The organism is Sphingobacterium sp. 40-24, from assembly GCF_001899705.1.
Classification (GTDB): Bacteria; Bacteroidota; Bacteroidia; order Sphingobacteriales; family Sphingobacteriaceae; genus Sphingobacterium; species Sphingobacterium multivorum.
On the sequence record NZ_MKWH01000048.1, the window covers coordinates 62,937 to 79,420 of the forward strand.

Here is a 16,484-nt window from a genome sequence, read left to right on the forward strand (position 1 = left end):
TAGTATTGTTACGATGAAAGACAATAAGAAAAAGGAATTGATAGAAGAGATCATTGGACAATTAAAAGACCATGAACTACCTTATAAAGAAGGTTCCTGGGAGAAATTTGCCTCAAGTTATGGCGTTTCAGCACATCGTTCTTCGAATTGGAAATACTGGAGTGCTGCTGCGGCCGTGTTATTGTGTTTTGGTGTGGGGTATTGGGGGCTAAAGAAGAATGTGGAGACTGATTTACCAGAAGTAGTGTTAACACATCTGCCGGAACAGGAAGATGTGTTAGGCGACAACAAAGATTTAAAAGAATCCATCCAGCGTTCATTATCGGATATTAGGGGCGGTAGGGCTTTAAGTCCAGAGGTATTAGCACTGCAAAAGCCCTATACCTATTCTGTACCAACGGCTCATCCGACAGAAAGTTTGGGTAATCACCACTTGGTATTAGGTGCTGGGCGATTAATGCAGGGGCAGGATGTGACTGTATCAGCCGATTTAGGAAGACTGCAGTCCATGCAATTGAAAAATAATTCATTTTCAGCGCAGGTTGGCGTACCTGATAATGAAGCGGAACGGGCAAGCGCGTCAACAAATAACACGTTGACGAATAAAACCGTTATTGCATCGACCAATTCAGGGCTAATCCCGCCTGTTAATCAAACGCAACGTGACGCTGTAAAACTCGCGCAATTGTATGATGCGCAACAAGGGAGAACAAGAACTAGTGTTGTTCACACGAACATTCCTCAAGATAAAAAATGGGAAATGGGCGCTTTTGTATCCCCAGCCTCTACATCGGAAAGCATAACGCTCGGTGGTGGGGTCGCGCTAGCCTATAATATTTCGAGCAAAGTAAGTCTTCGTTCAGGAGCTTCCATTCAACATTATGGAGCTGTTTCGGGTAATTCACCCATTACTCCTGCAATGGGATCAAATTCTCTTAATGCAGATGCGCCAAATTATATTTCTCAATCGAATTTGAATAATTCCTTTGCGATGCGGGCAGCAGATGCAAAAGATGCAAAGAGTAATGAACGGGTTTCAGGTAAAATCCTAACAGTTGATATCCCATTGGATGTTAGATACGCGATAAACAAGAATTTCTATACCTCAGTCGGTGTATCCTATGTTGGTGTATTGGATCAGGAACGCGCAACGATCTATGAAACAAATAATACGGAGTACAGACAAAAATCTCAAGACAAAAATGTTGATGATAAAGGTGTGAACGGCTTTATTAATTTTTCAGTTGGTCGGAAACAGAAAGTTGGAAAATTATCCATTTCTGTAGAGCCTTATTATAAAGCTCCAATCGGAAATTTGAAATCATCCGATTTGAACTATAGCAACGGGGGAGTGAAAATAATTACTAGTTTTTAAATAGCATAATGTTATAAAAAAAGCCGCAGTAAACTTGAAGTTTGCTGCGGCTTTTTTATCGGCTGCAAATCTGGATTTATTAAAGTTCATCAACGCGAACCCAACCCATCCCTGCGGCTTTCGCACCTTCAACTCCTGGGATCCCGTCTTCGTAGACTAGGCATTTTTCCGGAGCAATATTCAATTGAGCAGCTGCCAAAAGAAAGGGTTGTGGTGAAGGTTTTCCCTCAGCTGTATCTCCAGCACAAACCAGTGTTTCCAAATCATCCCATACACCAATGGTGGTTAATGTCATGGATAAGGTTGTTCTGGTTCCCCCTGAAACGGCAGCGATGTGTTTTTTACCTTTCTGATATTTTAGATGTTCAACAACGTAATCTACAGGTTTCGTCTTGAAAACATACTCGTCTCGAAAAATAGTAGACTTTAGTGTGGAAAATTCTTGATAATCGAAATCTACCTCATAGCGTTTGCTGATTTCCTCTGCAACAGCAACCGTGGGCCAGCCGGCAGTTTCATCAATCAAATTGACGTCCAACTCGACTCCGTACTGTTTGGCTGCAGCTTTATAGGCTTGTTTATGTGCGTCCATATTATCAGCTAGGGTACCATCGACATCAAATAATAGCGCGTCATAGGATTCGGCGAGAAGGTTTAGTAATTCAAATTTTCGTTGTGATTCAGGTGACATATATTTTTATAATGAGCAGTAAAAATAAAAAAATATAATTGGACGAGCAAAAAGAAGCCTTTCCTGTGTTACAAGGAAAGGCTTCTTACTGTTAGCTCCGTGTTGAATATTCACAGAGGCAGCCTATATTTAGTGTGAACTTAAATTTTTCGCTTTCTCTTCATCGAAATTAGCTTCTAATTCAGCCAATTTTTTCTTACCGTAGGCCATACGTGTAATCACAACGAATAGCACTGGAACGATAAAGATCGCAAGGAGTGTGGCTGCAGTCATACCACCAAATACCGTCCAACCGATTGTTTGGCGAGAAATTGCTCCAGCTCCATGGGATAGCATCAATGGAATAATCCCCAAGATGAAGGCAAAGGAAGTCATGATAATTGGGCGTAAACGCAATTTTACAGCATCCAACGTTGCCTCATAAAGGTTCATCCCAATATCAACCCGTTCCTTAGCAAACTCCACAATTAGAATTGCATTTTTAGCAGCAAGTCCAATGATGGTGACCAGACCAATCTGCGCATAGATGTTATTATCCAATGTAGGGATTAATGTTAGGGTTAATATGGCCCCAAATACACCTAAAGGAACAGATAATAAAATAGAGAATGGTACAGACCAACTTTCGTATAATGCGGCTAAAAGCAAGAACACAAACAGGATACACAACGCAAAAATTTGGACAGTTTTTGATCCCGATTGCATCTCTTGCAACGACAGACCGGAGAACTGATAGTCAAAACCTTCTGGTAATGTTTGTGCAGCTACTTCTTGTAAGGCTTTCAAAGCATCTCCTGATGAGTAACCAGGGGCCGAACTACCATTGATCTCTACACTTCTAAAGATATTGTAGTGATTGATGATCGAAGGCATAGTCATCAATTCATACTTAACCAGCGTACCCATAGGTACAGGGTTTCCCGACACATTATTGACATACAATTTGTTGATGTCTTCAATATTCATACGGTACGGGATATCAGCTTGTGTGACGACACGGTAACTACGACCATACTTTGTAAAATCATTCACATAGCTACTACCCAAATAGGATGATATCGTCGAATAAATACTGGAGATAGGCACGCCCATGCGTTTTGCCTGTTCGCGGTTCACTTCCAATTTGTAGTTGGGAGAGTTGGTATTAAATAGGGTATAAGCCATGCCAATTTCTGGACGTTGGTTGGCAGCCATCAAGAATTTGCCGACTGTCGCTTCGAAATCTTTGATATTTACCGTCTGTAAATCCTGTACCTGCATAGAGAAACCTCCAGATGTACCTAGACCCGGAATTGCTGGTGGCGTTACCGCCAACACCCTTGCTTTGGTATAGCCCTGGTATTTACCCATAATCATACCAGCGATATCGTTTGCCGTGCGTGTACGGGTTTCCCAAGGTTTAAGCGAAACGAACACTGTTGCACCATTGGATTTAAACGCGCGGTTCAAAATATTGATACCGGAAATTGCAGTAACATACTTGATTTCTGGAAATGTCTTGTGTAGATCGGCTTCAATCTCTTTAAGAACTTCATTTGTACGCGCAGAAGAAGAACCTTCTGGCAATGTAATACCGGCGAAAAATGCACCACCATCCTCTGAAGGAATAAATCCAGTTGGTTTGGTTGTAAACATCCAGCCTGTTCCGATAAAAATACATAACAGAATAATCAATACCAGTGGTGCTTTTTTGATAGCCTGTTTTACACCATTTGAGTACCTGATGGTCACTTTTTCAAACCAAATATTAAATTTGTAGAAAAATTTATTCAAACCTTTAGCGCCTTCATGTACTGCTGTCGGCTTTAATAAAATTGAACATAATGCTGGGGTTAACGAAAGTGCGATAAATGCAGACAGCATAACGGATACTGCAATGGTGATTGCAAACTGTTGATATAATTTACCAACCATTCCAGGGATAAAACCAACCGGAACGAATACCGCAGCCAAAATTAATGCAATTGCAATAACCGGAGCAGTGATATCGCCCATGGCACGACGTGTCGCTTCTTTTGCATCCAGTTTATAATGGTCAATATAGTGCTGGACGGCTTCCACCACAACGATGGCATCATCCACCACAATACCGATGGCCAATACAAAGGCAAGCATGGTCAGGTTGTTGACCGAAAAGCCAAACATTAGGAAGAAGATGAAAGTACCGATGATGGATACGGGGATTGCCAGTACGGGAATTAATGTTGCTCTCCAGCTTTGAAGGAAGAAAAATACCACGACCGTTACCAGAATCAATGCTTCAACCAAGGTGTGGATAACCGAAGAAATAGAGGCATTCACAACCGACACCGTCTCATAACTGATCGTATAATCTACATCCGTTGGAAAAGATTTCTTTAATTTTTCCAAAGCATCGACAATACCTTTTGCGGATTCTACGGCATTTCCTCCTGGGGTTTGATTGATCATCATCGCAGATGAAGTCATACCATTTACGGTAGATGATGTACCATAATTAAATTGACCCAATTCAACACGCGCAACATCCTTTAAGAGTACGATAGATCCATCTTTATTGGTTTTTACAACGATGTTTTCAAAGTCCTCGGGATTTGAAAGATCACTATCGGTAATGATCGGATATTCAAATACCGTCGAAGACTCTTGTGGACGTCCACCAACGCTACCACCAGGTATACGGGAGTTTTGTTCGGCAATTGCTGTGGATACATCAGCAGGAGTCATGCTCAGGTTGGCTAATTTATTTGCGTCAAGCCACACGCGCATCGAGAATGGTTGCCCGAAAGCCGTTACATCACCGACGCCTTTCACACGCAAAAGTGCATCTTTAACGTATAAGTTGTTGTAATTGGCCAAGAAATTTTCACTTCTAGTTCCTTTTGGTGAAGTTAAAGCAACCAACATCAAGATATCGTTATTGGCTTTACGGGTTGTAATCCCCAAACGTCTTACCGCTTCCGGAAGGGCTGGTTCAGCAATTCCTACGCGGTTTTGGACGTCTAAGGTCGCGATATCAATATCTGTTCCCACTTCAAAGGTCACGGTAATTGTTGCTTGACCATTTGACGTACTATTGGACGACATATAAATCATGCCAGGTGTACCATTGATCTGACTCTCAATAAGAGTAGTCACGGTTTGTTCAACCGTCTGTGCATCCGCTCCCGTGTAATTGGCCGTAACCGTTACTGTTGGAGGTGCAATAGAAGGATACTGGCTAATTGGCAATGTAGATACTGCAATGATCCCGATAATTGAAATCAATATCGAAATAACGATTGCGGTAACTGGCCTCTTAATAAATACTTCTGAAATCATTCTATATCTTTTAGATTCTCTTTAAAAAATTAATGGTGTTATTTTCCTTGAGGAGCGCCTTTTGCCGCCTGTTGGGCAGCGACAGCAGCGTCAACTACTTTAACTCCATTTTGGACATTCATGGCACCATCGACAACGATTTTCTCACCATCTTTAACACCTTCTTTGATCACAATTTTGTCACCGGCTTTAATACCTAATTTTACTTGGCGAATTTCAGCTTTACTGCTATCATTTACGGTATAGAGGTTAAATACGCCAAGCTGTTCGAAAACGGCTTTGTAAGGAACCACAACTTCTTCCGTAGCTGAGGTTGTCGATACATTCATCGTAATATTCATACCAGCCCGCAATTCGTTGGCATTGTTCGGGAAAGTAGCGCGCACTTTGATCGTCCCGGTTGCAGGGTCAACTGCGCGGTCAATGGTTGTGATCGTTCCTTTGCCTTCATAAGTGCTTCCATTTGGCAATACAAGAGAAAGATCGGATGATGAATGGCTACTTTGCAGTTGGGTAAATTTGGTAATATCCTTTTCATTTACCTGAAATTCAACAGCTATTGGGCTAGTTGAAGACAAGGTATTCAATAGGGTCGTACCTGGATTGACCAAGGCGCCCAAACGTACCTGTGATATTCCTACGGTACCACTAAAAGGAGCCCGAATGGTCGAACGCGATAAGTTTGTATTCGCGGTGACCAAAGCTGCACGAGCAGACTCTACCTGTGCCTGCGAAGCGGCTACATTCGAAACTGCATTGTCAAATACCTGCTTCGCAATCGCATCTTTATCGGCTAATGTTTGGTAGCGCGCTAGATCTCTTTTTTGCCGGTCCAAATCCGTTTGTGCTACCTGTAAGCTTGCTTTAGCTTGTTGGACAGCCGCATTGTAGCGTGTTCCATCAATTTCATAAAGCGCTTGTCCTGCGGAAACTACTGCGCCGTCAGAAACATATATTTTGGTGATATAGCCGCTTACTTCCGCATATAGATCTGCTTCGTTCAACGGTTTGACTGTTGCTGGATAGCTGATTGTACCTGTAACAATCTCATGTGATGCTACGCCAAAGCTGACAGGAACAACTTTTTCAGCCTGAGCCTGTGCTGCACCTTGCTTTTTTGCATCCTTATTTCCACAAGAGGTCCATACTAATGCCGTCCCAAGGAAGAAAGCGAATAATAATTGTCTTTTATTCATGATTTGTATTAGTTTCCGTTTATTGATTAATTTGTGTGGATTGCCCCAACTGCTTTCTGAACATCTAATTTACTTGATAATAGTGCATAGAGGGAGTTCAAATAATTAAGTTGCGTTGTTTTGAGATCAGTTTCTGCTGTCATTAGATCGAGGTAAGTTTTGATACCTTCGTCATATTGAAGTTTGATGGTCTCGTATACTTCTTTGGAGAGTTCCACATTTTCTTTAGCTGTTTTCCAATCATTTAAGTTAGCATTATAGGTTGCTCTTGCCAGCGAATACTCTGTGTTAATGCTATTTTCTAAATTTTTGATGTTCCAGTCAATTCTTTCTTCCTGCAATCTGGACTTATTGATTTGTTTTTTACGTTTAAATCCGTCGAAAATTGAAAAAGAAACATTTAGGCCGGCAACTGAACCCGGGAAATTATCGGAGTAAAGTTTACTAAATTTATCATTTCGATAGTTGAAAGCGTAATTATAAAAAGCACTTACACTTGGTAAATATGTCCATTTATAGTATTGCGTGCTCAACTGCTGGATTTTTTTGGATGTTTCCAATTGTTGGAATTCAATTCGATTAGAGACATTTATTCCAGCAGTTGTGTCTAACAAAATTTCTGATTCCATATTGCTATTGTCAAAGGATAGCGTCAAATTTTTGCTTTTATCCAAAGCTAGCAATTGTTTGAGGTATTCGTATTTATATTTGCGAAGCTCAACCGTTCTTTTCTCGTCTGCATTCGAATTTGCCAAAGCAATTTGTGCTCGCTTATAGTCGGTCTTATCGACTAAGCCCACATCGTATTGAGACTTTGCATCTTTCAATTGTTTTTGGAGGCGAGCGATATTTTCTCGTACAATCTTGATCTGCTCTTCCGAAGTTAGGATATCATAATAGGCTTTGCTGACCTCTACAACAGCGGTGATCTTTTTGTTCTCCGTATTTTGTTTATTGCCAAGACGTACCAATTCTGCCGCTTTCTTCGCCTGCATTAGCTCTGGATTTAGGATCTGTTGATCCGCTTGAAGCGTTAATGCACTTGCATTGTTCTGCCCCATTTTGATATTATTTCCGCCAATATTTGCTAATGGAACAATAACATTATAATTATAACTTCCTTTTAGACCCAATTGTGGATACCAACCTGAAAGAGAGATGTCAATATCCTTTTCACCGATGGTCTCGTCCAATTGCGCTTGTTTTACAGCGATTTGATTACGTAAGGCGTAATCAATCAGCTGCTGAAGTGTTGCATTTGCCGGCAAGTTTTCAGATTGCTGTTGTGCAAATCCTGTATTACTCAAAAGCGATAGGGCCGCTAAGGAATAAACGATTTTATTAAACTTCATATATGTAATTAATTATTTTTTTCTCTATTAATAGCCCCATCCCAAATAATCCCCATTAAGTCCTCCACATTTTGTTCGGAAAACTTGAGATCTTTAAATTTGATGCTGTGAACAGTTGATAGTGCCACGCCAATGTAACTTGCCACCAAAAGATGGACATCTACCTGCTTCAAAATTTTTCGATCAATGCCTTCCTGTAAAAAATCAACAACTTTGTTTTGCCCCCCCACAGGTTCTTGTATCTCAGCTTTGTTCTTCTCGTAATAAGGGGAGGAAAAAAACTGCTCAAAAAAACTAAAGATGTGCCCGTTCTCTAGATAGAACTTGACAAAGTTGCGCCAAATATGAAAAAATGAGTCTTTATAGTCGAAATCATCTTTTATACCATCAAAAATATACTCATTGAGTAGTGTTCTACAATGTTTGAACAAACCAAAAATTAGATCGTCTTTTGACGGGAAATAATGGTAGATAGTCCCAATTGCTACATCAGACTCTTGTGCGATTTTGCTCATCGGCGTTCCATGGAAGCCGTTTGTTTGTATAAGTTTTAGTGTGCTGGCAAATACTGCCGCAATTTTTTCATTGGAATTCATCAATCGAACGTTCATTCGGTTGCAAAATTAACGATTAATTTGGATCAAAAATGTCAGAATATTGTTATAAATCAATAAATATAAAACGATTTGAATCAATAATACAATAAGGAAAAAGAGATGAAATTGTTTTCGTATTTTTATTTTTTTTTGATCGGTGGAGGGGAGGTAGAGGTGAAGGATCGCAAATAGAAAAGCGATGATTTGATTAAATCACCGCTTTTCTATTTGCAACCTTTTAAACTTTTCTCAACATCTTCCAAAGGATATAAATTTTTCCCTTTGTTGATCTTGGTATCGATATAGGTTAATACATAAGCGATATCAATTGCGGAAAGATTTGAAGCGGGCATGGTATTATTAAACTTTTTACCCGCAACTTCAAGTTCACCAGAAGTTCCGTGCTTGATGATGCAAGCAAGATCTTTACGATGAGTTTGCAGAAAGGTGGTATCGGTTAGGGGCGGATAGAGATTGCCCAATCCTTCACCTTTCTCTCCATGACAATTTTGACAATGTGTTCGGTATACCTTTTGACCGTTGACCGCATATTGCGCAGTTTTGATATCAACTTCATGCTGACAGCTTATCAAGACCGCTAAAATAGCACCAATTGTTATACCTGTTTTTAAGAGAATGTGCATGTTATTTTTTATCCTTGCTCAAGAGTAAAGGTAAGTCGTTCATCAGTTTTTTTACTTGCTCATCATTTGTACCGTCGTAGGCGCCCCGAATTCGCTTATCTTTGTCTATTAAGACAAGGTACCCCTGATGATCGTAACCTCCAGGCGCATTTTTATCTTCAGCGGTATAAACCAGGTATTGATTGGCTAGGCCATATATTTCTGCTTTAGTCCCCGAAACAAATTGCCAGTGATTATTGGTTACACCCAATTTATTGGCATAATCTTTCAGTACGTAGGGTTGATCGTATTTAAAGTCTATACTATGGGACAGGAAACGAACTTCTTCATTATCCTTGTATTGCTGGTATATCTTTAATAGGTTGCGATTCATCGTTGGACAGATACTTGGACAATGGGTAAAGAAGAAGTTGGTGATATATACTTTACCCTCAAAATCTTTGTCTGAAATCATTGTACTATCCTGATTGAGCAGTTTAAAAGGCGGAATAGTATGATAGACTGTATCTACGATTTGTTTTCCATCAACTGTTTTTTCTACAGCTTCTCTTTCGCCATAGATGGGTAAGCTTGTCTGGCTATTGTTTTTACAGGAAAATAAACCGAGTAAAAGACCAGTTGCGCAGTAAAATTTAGTTATGGATCTCATGTATTTAATAGTTTTGTTTGTTAAAGCTTGATTCCATCTTTACACGAACAACTTAATGTTAACCTAAAGAGGGGCGGACTGTGTTATTTGAATTTTTGGATTTAAAAATTCTTTAATTTGTCTTGGCTTTCTTTAGCAACATTATCAAATATTTTTTTCATATCACTTACTTTTTGAAGCTCTGTTTCAAAATATTTAACATCTGTTGAATCTGGGTTATATCCTTTCATCCAGTCCATCATATGGTCTGTAGCACTTTCTAAATTAGCTTTCAATGTGCTTAGCTCTTTTCTTGTTAAATTGGTGTCTAAATCAGCCTTAGTTGTTTTTAGGTTTTTTAAATTTGCCAAAATAGAATCTATCTTAACAGCATCGCGGTCGAAATGAGCGATTTGAGGCATAATTTCATCATGTATCTTAATAGTTGAATCTTGCAGGGCTTTTACACCTGTTGCACCATTTCCCTGGGTTCCACATGCTGCTATTGCCAAGGATGCGATAGCTACAAACGCGATTTTATTCATGTTTTATGTTTTTTGGTAATTGGACAAATATATTAATTTCTTATGGCTCAATATTTCGATTTCTGGAAGGGAATGTAAAATTCAAGTCACGAATATAGGTTTCACAACGTACCGTGGCACAGAGATCGCCAGACTTATCTTTAATTTCCAGGGTAAAATCCTTTACTACTTTGCCTTTTGTGCGGATAATATGAGCACATTCTTCAAGGATTTCCTCTGAGAGTTGCACAGAATATTCCACGCTGGTTTTGCCGGGTTTCTTAAAGGTGATCTGTGATGATTTTAACCAAGCAACGGTTTTCTTAAAGCCAATTTTTTGAAGGTATTGGTCGATTAGGATAGGGAAGATGGGGTCTGCTGCAGAAAAGATTGTTCCACCAAAGAGTGTTTTGTTGGTATTGATGTTGAATGGTGTTTTATATATTTTTACTTTGGCACCTTGGAAGCCAGGACTAATTTTTTTTACCCAGATTCCTTGAAATAGAAAGGGCGGGTAAATACGTAATAGCCATGTTAAGGCAAGTGGACTATATCTCATGATGCAAAAATAAAACAATGTGTCGGATTATTTTTCGAAATCTTGGTTTTATAGCTTCACTATGGTATTTTTACAGATCAAAAAACCTAAAATGTCAACAATAAAAGAAAAACAACCCAATAAAAAAGTGTGGTTACTGGTTATGATTGCGTCACTGGGCTATTTCGTCGATATCTATGATTTGATTATTTTCTCCATCGTCCGTATTCAGTCCTTCACTGATATTGGCGTCCCTGCGGAAGAGATGCGGGTAAAAGGTGAATTTGTGCTCAATATGCAAATGGGCGGTTTGCTGTTGGGTGGAATTCTTTGGGGGATTATAGGGGATAAATTTGGACGTTTAAAAGTGCTTTTTGGATCGATTCTTTTATACTCTGTAGCGAATATTGCAAATGGTTTTGTACATGATGTGCTTATGTATGGTATTATTCGTTTTATAGCGGGCGTTGGTTTGGCCGGAGAACTGGGGGCGGGAATTACCCTGGTTTCTGAAAGTATGCATAAATCAAAACGCGGTTATGGGACCATGTTGGTTGCCGGTGTCGGTGTTTTAGGCGCTATATTGGCCTATTTTGTCTCGGAAGAATTTGACTGGCGGACGGCCTACTTTGTCGGTGGTGGAATGGGCTTACTGTTGCTATTGTTGCGCATTGGCTCTTTTGAATCAGGATTATTTAAGGAGCAAGATAAATCGGGTGTTGTGAAAGGGGATATTCGCATGCTTTTCACAAATAAAAGCCGCTTAAAACGGTATGTCAACTGTCTATGCATTGGTCTTCCAATCTGGTTTGTTGTCGGTGTTTTGGTTACTCAAGCTCCGGAGATCGGTAAGGCCTTGGGGGCTGCAGGTACACTGAGTGCTGGTCAAGGGGTGATGTTTACCTATATCGGTATTTCTATCGGGGATGTACTGGCAGGAATATTCGCACAGATTTTAAAATCCCGCAAAAAAGTGGTGTTTATATGTCAATTAATTATCATTGGAAGTTCACTATGGTATTTATTGAGTGATGGTATTACCGCGACGAAGTTTTTAAGCCTTGCCTTTATAATGGGCTTAGGAGTAGGGTATTGGGCAACCTTTGTGACTATCTCAGCGGAACAATTTGGTACAAATCTTAGAGCAACTGTCGCAACGACGGCCCCCAATTTTGTACGGGGTGCACTCATTCCGTCAACAATGCTATATGGACTTCTAGTAAATGCATTTGGAATTGTGCCAGCAGCAATTACAATGGTTGTCGTTCTTTCGGGTATAGCAATTTATTCGTTGACCCAGTTAGAAGAAAGCTTTGATAAAGATTTAGACTACCTGGAAGAGTAGTCAATAAATAGCTATTTTTTTCGTCCCGGACATTTTTTACAGCGTTTGCCTTCTTTATATTTTTTGCAACACTTTTTAAAGCAGGCACAAGAAAAGTCAGAAAAAGGGTTCATAGCCGTATTCCGAAACTGAAACAACCCAGCTTTATTTTCTGACTCATCGATCTCCAACACAGATTCAATAACTTCGTTCATAATACAAAGTTACAATTTGTTTAAAACAATTCTAAATAATAGAATTGTTTTTACATTTTTTTGATCAGATTTTCAATTATTTTAGGGAAGTACTGATGTTCGAGTTGCTGTCCTTTAAATTTAATAATGTCTAAAGTATCGTTGGGATCCACTTTGAATCGTGCTTGGTATATAATTTCCCCCTCGTCGAAATGTTCATTTGCGAAATGGATCGTAATGCCATGTTCCTCTTCCTTATTGGCCAAAACGGCTTTATGTACATGGTCACCATACATACCTTTGCCACCATATTTTGGTAGGAGAGCAGGATGTATATTTATAATTTGATTTGGAAATGCTTTCAGCAGGTTATTTGGAACGAGCCAAAGAAAACCCGCCAAAACAATCAGATCAATATTTAAGTTTTTAAGAATGTTGACAACGTTGTCGGTTTTGTAAAATTCGTCACGATCAAATATATGTGCAGGTATTTCAAAATTGTCGGCTCGTTGAATAACGTAAGCATCAGGGTTATTGGATAAAATCAAGGCAACCTCAGCTTCATCTGAATACTTGAAATGTTCCATTATTTTTTGAGCATTGGACCCTGAACCTGAAGCAAAAATAGCAATTCGTTTTTTCACGATTAATAAGTATTAATAGATTTGATCGATTTAAAAATTAGCCCAAACTTACGGATTTTTTGTAAAAAAACTAAAATAATAGTTGACTGAAGCGCATTTTTAAGTATTATTGATTAAAATTAATTGAATAGTCACTGTTGGTTTAAATTTCTTTAACATGAGGTTCCTTTGTTCCCTATTTTTTGTAAGTGTATTTTTCTTATTTAAACCTGTTTTTGCACAGGTACCCAAAACACTTCCATCGTTTACTTTTGAGGAGGTCTATCAGGCCAGCAAGTTTAATTCAGACAGGCTTCCAAAATCGGGCTATATTGTGTTGGATTTTTACGACCCGGGTTGTGGCCATTGCCAGAAAATGGGGGCTGGTATCGCACGCAATTTGTCCAAATTCAAGAATGTATCCTTCTATTTTATCTCCATGAATGATAAGCCTTATGTCGATGGATTTATTAATATGCATGCGAAGGCATTGAAAAGTGCCCCAAATGTCAAATTCTTGTTTGATGCTGGAACTCAATTTATTGAAAAATTTAAGCCAAGCAATTACCCATCGCTCTATATCTATGACGCAAAAACCAAAGTATTGGTACAGCATTTGGACGGCGAAGACGATGTAAACAAGTTGTTAAAAGCTTTAGGTATTACAGGTTAAATGTTTAAAAATTAACAATAAAAAAAGAACGTCCGACAGTACTGTCGGACGTTCTTTTTTTATTGTTCTTGTTTATTGATGAACACAAATTTACCGTCGAATACATCCAGACGAATAATCGAATCGCGATTTACTTTTCCGGATAAAATTTCCTTTGATAGTTCATTTAAAATTCGTTTTTGAATAACACGTTTTAGTGGCCTAGCCCCATAAATTGGGTCATAACCAAGCTGTGCCAACCAATCCATTGCTTCATCAGAAGCCGTAATGAATATATTTTGTTCGGCCAGCTGTTTCTGAACATGTGCAAATTGTAAACGAACAATATCTCCAATTTCGTCTCGATTTAATGGCGTAAACATAATCACTTCATCGATACGGTTCAAAAACTCGGGGCGAATCGACTGTTTTAAAAGATCGAAGACCTCATTGCGTGTTTTGGCGATAATTTCATCCCTATTATCATCGGTCAGATGACTGAAATTCTCCTGTATAATGGTTGACCCCGTATTGGAGGTCATGATGATAATGGTGTTTTTGAAGTTTACCGTACGACCTTTGTTGTCTGTAAGATGGCCATCATCCAATACCTGCAATAGGATATTGAATACATCGGGATGAGCTTTTTCAATTTCATCTAACAAAACAACAGAATAGGGTCTTCTTCGGACTGCTTCAGTCAACTGTCCGCCTTCATCATAGCCGACATATCCCGGAGGCGCTCCGATTAAACGAGACACGGCGTGTCGTTCTTGATATTCCGACATATCAATACGAACCATGGATTGTTCGTCGTCAAATAAGAACTCGGCAAGTGCTTTTGCAAGTTCGGTTTTTCCGACTCCGGTAGTCCCCAAAAATATGAACGATCCTATTGGTCGTTTCGCATCATTTAATCCAGCACGTGATCGACGAATGGCATCGGAAATAGCTTCTATTGCTTCATCCTGACCGGCGACACGTTTATGAAGCTCTTCCTCCAGATTCAATAATTTTTCGCGTTCTGATTGAATCATCTTGCTCACAGGTATTCCTGTCCATTTTGCGACAACATCAGCAATGTCTTCTGAAGTAACTTCTTCTTTGAGCATACGCTTGCTTTCTTGTTTTTCAGCGAGTTCAGCCTTTAGTTTGTCTACTTTTTCTTGCGCTTCTTTAATTCGTCCATAACGAAGTTCTGCTACCTTTCCATAGTCTCCGGAACGTTCGGCCTGCTCAGCTTCGAGTTTGTAGTTTTCAATATTCTCAATCTCTTGATTGACATTGTCAACAAGACTCTTTTCTTCTTGCCATGACGCTCTTAAGGTATCTCTTTCCGCAGATAGATTAGCGATACTTTCCGATAATTCTGCAACTTTTTTATCGTCATTTTCACGTTTCAAAGCTTCACGCTCAATTTCCAATTGCATGATACGACGTTCAAGCTCATCGACAGCTTCCGGTACAGAATCCATTTCAAGGCGCAATTTGGATGCTGCCTCATCAATTAAATCAATCGCTTTATCTGGTAGAAAACGATCGGCAATATAGCGCTGTGACAATTCCACGGCAGCAATGATAGACTCATCCAGAATGCGTACTTTATGGTGTGTTTCGTAGCGTTCTTTTAGGCCACGGAGAATGGAAATGGCATCTTGCGTGTCAGGTTCTTCAACCATAACTTTCTGGAATCTGCGCTCCAATGCTTTATCTTTCTCAAAGTATTTTTGGTATTCGTTTAAGGTTGTCGCTCCAATTGCACGTAGTTCACCTCTAGCTAACGCCGGTTTGAGGATATTAGCCGCATCCATTGCGCCTTCACCACCTCCAGCACCTACCAATGTATGGATTTCGTCGATAAAGAGTATAATGTCTCCATTGGAATCGGTAACTTCTTTTACAACCGCTTTTAGACGTTCTTCAAATTCACCTTTATATTTAGCTCCGGCAACCAAAGCGCCCATATCTAAGGAAAATACAATCTTAGATTTTAAGTTTTCGGGTGCGTCGCCTTTTATAATTCTGTAAGCAATACCTTCCGCAATAGCCGTTTTACCAACCCCAGGTTCACCGACAAGTATCGGGTTGTTTTTGGTACGACGGGAGAGTATTTGCATCACACGTCGAATTTCTTCATCACGGCCGATGACGGGATCCAATTTTCCGGACTCGGCATATTCATTTAAATTTCGGGCATATTTCCCCAGTGCATTGTAGGTGGCCTCCGCATTTTGATCAGTTACCCGACTGTTTCCGCGCAATTCTTTTATGGCGGTCTTTAAGTCTTTTTCTGTAACGCCCTGTGACTTAAGTAATGTTGAGGTCTTATCAGAAGTTGCCAGAATACCCAATAATAAATGTTCTACCGAGACAAATTCGTCATTGAATTCTTTGAGATAGCCCTGTGCTTTCTGAAGTGCATTGTTGGCATCGCTACTTAAATAAATATTGCTGCCACTGACCTTCGGAAAACCTTCAATTTGTTTATCTAGTTCCGTTCCGAGATAGCTGATGTTGACATTTAACTTTTTTAATAAGTGGCTGACAACATTTTCATCCACTGTGAGTAAAGCTTTTAAAATATGCGCTGTCTCAATCGCCTGTTGTTGATGGCCAGCCGCAATTTCGGAAGCTTTTTGTATAGCCTCTTGGGCTTTAATTGTATAGTTGTTAAAATTCATTTTTATTCTCTTATTTAAAGTTTCGTTGATACATATGGGTTATAACAATTGAAGTGCCATTCGGGTTTTAAGCCACACTTCGGAAAAAATGGCAATAATTTTTATTGAATCATGACAAATTTTCAGTTATTAAAAATAATGCGCTTGATTTTTAAATAATTGGCTT

The 16,484-nt window shown here is 39.5% G+C and carries 14 protein-coding genes; 3 read left to right on the forward strand and 11 right to left on the reverse strand.

Annotation, left to right across the window (positions count from 1 at the left end):
• The first annotated feature begins 13 nt into the window (after nt 1-13).
• Nucleotides 14-1,375 (forward strand): hypothetical protein, encoded by a 1,362-nt coding sequence (locus BGP15_RS18570; RefSeq protein WP_286770455.1) that lies wholly within the window; start codon nt 14-16, stop codon nt 1,373-1,375.
• Nucleotides 1,376-1,454: 79 nt separating this feature from the next.
• Here the strand turns inward: BGP15_RS18570 and BGP15_RS18575 are convergent, their stop codons facing one another.
• From BGP15_RS18575 to BGP15_RS18615, 9 genes are all read right to left on the reverse strand, one after another.
• A complete protein-coding gene (locus BGP15_RS18575) occupies nt 1,455-2,066 on the reverse strand; it encodes an HAD family hydrolase (protein ID WP_286770456.1) in 612 nt (203 codons plus the stop codon).
• A gap of 129 nt (nt 2,067-2,195) precedes the next feature.
• Nucleotides 2,196-5,366, reverse strand: coding sequence for an efflux RND transporter permease subunit (locus BGP15_RS18580; RefSeq protein ID WP_046673555.1), 3,171 nt, complete (start codon nt 5,364-5,366; stop codon nt 2,196-2,198).
• Nucleotides 5,367-5,404: 38 nt separating this feature from the next.
• Nucleotides 5,405-6,562: an efflux RND transporter periplasmic adaptor subunit gene (locus tag BGP15_RS18585; RefSeq protein ID WP_046673554.1), complete on the reverse strand. Its 1,158-nt coding sequence runs from the start codon at nt 6,560-6,562 to the stop codon at nt 5,405-5,407.
• 26 nt (nt 6,563-6,588) lie between these two features.
• Complete coding sequence (locus BGP15_RS18590; RefSeq protein ID WP_286770457.1) at nt 6,589-7,914, reverse strand: TolC family protein; 1,326 nt, start codon at nt 7,912-7,914, stop codon at nt 6,589-6,591.
• Between the two features lie 8 nt (nt 7,915-7,922).
• Nucleotides 7,923-8,510, reverse strand: coding sequence for a TetR/AcrR family transcriptional regulator (locus BGP15_RS18595; protein ID WP_053003616.1), 588 nt, complete (start codon nt 8,508-8,510; stop codon nt 7,923-7,925).
• A 224-nt stretch (nt 8,511-8,734) separates the two neighbouring features.
• Nucleotides 8,735-9,154 carry a c-type cytochrome gene (locus tag BGP15_RS18600; RefSeq protein WP_286770458.1) on the reverse strand — a complete coding sequence of 140 codons (420 nt, stop codon included), beginning with the start codon at nt 9,152-9,154 and terminating at the stop codon, nt 8,735-8,737.
• Nucleotide 9,155: 1 nt separating this feature from the next.
• Nucleotides 9,156-9,803: an SCO family protein gene (locus BGP15_RS18605; protein WP_286770459.1), complete on the reverse strand. Its 648-nt coding sequence runs from the start codon at nt 9,801-9,803 to the stop codon at nt 9,156-9,158.
• 101 nt (nt 9,804-9,904) lie between these two features.
• On the reverse strand, nt 9,905-10,327 hold the full coding sequence (locus BGP15_RS18610; protein WP_286751990.1) for a transposase: 423 nt from the start codon (nt 10,325-10,327) through the stop codon (nt 9,905-9,907).
• A 40-nt stretch (nt 10,328-10,367) separates the two neighbouring features.
• Nucleotides 10,368-10,865: a PaaI family thioesterase gene (locus BGP15_RS18615; protein WP_070563819.1), complete on the reverse strand. Its 498-nt coding sequence runs from the start codon at nt 10,863-10,865 to the stop codon at nt 10,368-10,370.
• Nucleotides 10,866-10,956: 91 nt separating this feature from the next.
• Between BGP15_RS18615 and BGP15_RS18620 the strand changes: the two genes are divergently transcribed.
• Nucleotides 10,957-12,189 (forward strand): MFS transporter, encoded by a 1,233-nt coding sequence (locus BGP15_RS18620; protein ID WP_070564477.1) that lies wholly within the window; start codon nt 10,957-10,959, stop codon nt 12,187-12,189.
• A 244-nt stretch (nt 12,190-12,433) separates the two neighbouring features.
• Here BGP15_RS18620 and purN read toward each other — a convergent pair whose 3' ends face one another.
• Complete coding sequence (gene purN / locus BGP15_RS18625; protein ID WP_070563826.1) at nt 12,434-13,006, reverse strand: phosphoribosylglycinamide formyltransferase; 573 nt, start codon at nt 13,004-13,006, stop codon at nt 12,434-12,436.
• 157 nt (nt 13,007-13,163) lie between these two features.
• Here purN and BGP15_RS18630 point away from each other — a divergent pair, with 157 nt between their 5' ends.
• Nucleotides 13,164-13,658 (forward strand): TlpA family protein disulfide reductase, encoded by a 495-nt coding sequence (locus BGP15_RS18630; RefSeq protein ID WP_286751988.1) that lies wholly within the window; start codon nt 13,164-13,166, stop codon nt 13,656-13,658.
• A 59-nt stretch (nt 13,659-13,717) separates the two neighbouring features.
• Here BGP15_RS18630 and clpB read toward each other — a convergent pair whose 3' ends face one another.
• Nucleotides 13,718-16,318, reverse strand: a complete 2,601-nt coding sequence (gene clpB, locus BGP15_RS18635) for an ATP-dependent chaperone ClpB (protein WP_286751987.1) — start codon at nt 16,316-16,318, stop codon at nt 13,718-13,720.
• Nucleotides 16,319-16,484: the final 166 nt, after the last annotated feature.